The 2,122-nt window shown below is 35.0% G+C and carries 4 protein-coding genes; 3 read left to right on the forward strand and 1 reads right to left on the reverse strand.

The genetic code is table 11. From position 1 onward, the window contains the following. The coding region (locus DMP16_RS09310; RefSeq protein WP_306416246.1) for a PUA domain-containing protein at positions 1 to 279 on the forward strand (279 nt) is incomplete at its 5' end. Further along, entirely contained in the window at positions 272 to 964 is a 693-nt protein-coding gene (locus DMP16_RS09315) for a polyprenol monophosphomannose synthase (RefSeq protein WP_069282686.1), read from the forward strand. The genes DMP16_RS09310 and DMP16_RS09315, both read left to right, overlap by 8 nt. Here the strand turns inward: DMP16_RS09315 and DMP16_RS09320 are convergent. After that, the gene (locus DMP16_RS09320) at positions 942 to 1,253 is read right to left on the reverse strand and encodes an HTH domain-containing protein (RefSeq protein WP_069282685.1); all 312 of its coding nucleotides are present in this window, start codon (positions 1,251 to 1,253) and stop codon (positions 942 to 944) included. The genes DMP16_RS09315 and DMP16_RS09320 overlap by 23 nt on opposite strands. An 87-nt stretch (positions 1,254 to 1,340) precedes the next feature. On the opposite strand from DMP16_RS09320, the gene DMP16_RS09325 reads away from it, so the two are divergent. Beyond that, positions 1,341 to 2,122: ornithine cyclodeaminase family protein (locus DMP16_RS09325; RefSeq protein ID WP_255446859.1), on the forward strand; the 782-nt coding region annotated here is incomplete at its 3' end.

Raw genomic sequence — 2,122 nt, forward strand, 5'->3', positions numbered from 1 at the left:
GTTATTAAACTAAAGATAAGTTTACCATATGTAGTGATTGATGAGGGTGCAGTAAAAGCCGTAAGCACTGGCGCTGACTTGTTCGTCCCTGGCATAGTAGAGTATAATTGTGAATGTAAGGAAGGAGACATTATACTTGCTAAAACTAAAACCAATCTACCAGTAGCTATATTAAAAGTGTTAATCTCTAAAGAAAAGGCTTTAGCTGAGAAGAGGGGCAAATTTGCAGAAAACTTACATCACGTAGGGGATAAACTTTGGGAGATGTGCAATGGCTAAAATTTCCATAGCAATACCTACCTACAACGAGAAAGATAATGTTGTCCCCTTAGTTTTAGAGCTAAATAGAATTTTACCATCGGCTAAGATTTTGATAGTTGATGATAATAGTCCAGATGGTACTCCTCAAGTGTTAAGGGGGTTGCAATTAGCAAATTTGTTAATCCATGTTAGAGAGAATGAAAGGGGTTTAGGTTCAGCAATTAGATTTGGTTTAAAAGAGCTTCTGGACTCTGATTACATTGCCACTATGGACGCTGATTTGAGTCATGATCCCAGATATTTGCCTAATATGATTCAGCTAGCAATTAACGGTAATTATGATCTGGTAATTGGCTCACGTTACGTTAAGGGTGGAGGAATAGAGAACTGGTCATTTAGTAGGAGGATTATAAGTAAGGGGGCTAACTATTTATTTAGAATGGTATCCCACTCTCCCCTTAAGGATAATACATCTAACTATAGAGTTTATTCTAGATTAGGTGCCATGAAGGCATTAGAGTGTGAGACGACTAATGGTTATGAATTCCAGATATGCTCAGTCTATAAAATCATAAAATCTGGGCTTAAAGTTGCAGAGTACCCAATAATATTTAGAGACAGAAAAATAGGTAAGAGTAAGTTGAACATAACTGAAATAATAAGTTGGTTTGTTTATATTCTTAAACTTTCCCTTTCTTCTTAATCCTTTGCAATTCCTCCTTTAAAGCTTCTATTTCCTTCTTAAGTGCTGATATCTCACTCTCGTGTGCTTCAAGTGTCTTTATAATCTTTTGTTGTGGATCCTCTTCATTCTTCAGCTTAATATTCCCATCTTGATCTACCTCTATCAGACCTAACCTTTGTAATTCTCTAGCATAGCCTTTAGCTGTCTTCGGTGAAACTTTTATTTCTAAAGCTAAATCCTTAATGTTTACATTACCTCTTGACTTTACAATATTTATTATATCTTGAAGCCTTGGAGTAAGTTCCATATATTATAGCTTATTAGAGAATATCTTTTAAATGTAAAGACATATGAGAGAAAGATAGATTTGACACTCTTAATCAAGGAGAGTGAAGTGACGAATTTAATAGATTACAGAGAAATATACAATTCACTAGTAAATGCATTTGAATTATTTGAGAATAAACTAGCAATTAACCTACAGAGGAGCAGAATTTCTTTCAAGGGAGCAACTCTAACATTTCAAGCTGCTGCTATGGAAGATTATATAGGTTATAAGACGTTCATTAGCGGCAACTTCCTAATATTCCTATACAACATTTCAGGGGAACTTCTTAGCATTATAGAATCAGATAGGCTAACTCAGATTAGAACAGCAATTCTATCAGTAATAGCGTCAGATTTTATTTATGGAGACTATAGCAGTATCGGAATAATAGGGTTAGGGAAACAAGGCATTGCTCATGTGGAGGTGATAAATGAGATAAAGAAAGGTATCAAGATAAACGTTTTCACGCAGTCAAAGAGCAGATTGGAAAAAGCTATTTCCGTTCTAGGAAGTGAAGGAATAAGTGTTAACGTTAGTGACTCAATCAAAAAAATTTGTGAAGATAGTGAGGTGATAGTTAGCATAACAAAAGCAAAAGATCCATTTATCAAGTTAGATTACGTTAGTTCTAAAAGAAAGCATATCAATGCCATGGGTTCAAACATTCCCGAAAAAATAGAAGTATATCCAGAAGTAGTGAAGGCCTCGAAAATAATAGTGGTCGAAGACTTTATACAGACATTACAAGAAGCTGGAGAGTTGGTTATAGCAAAGAAGATGAACATGTTAGATGAGAGCAAACTCGTCACATTGTCCAGCGTAATATCGAAGAAAGTTACGATACCGAA

This window comes from Sulfolobus sp. B1 (assembly GCF_007050195.1).
Lineage (GTDB): Archaea > Thermoproteota > Thermoprotei_A > Sulfolobales > Sulfolobaceae > Saccharolobus.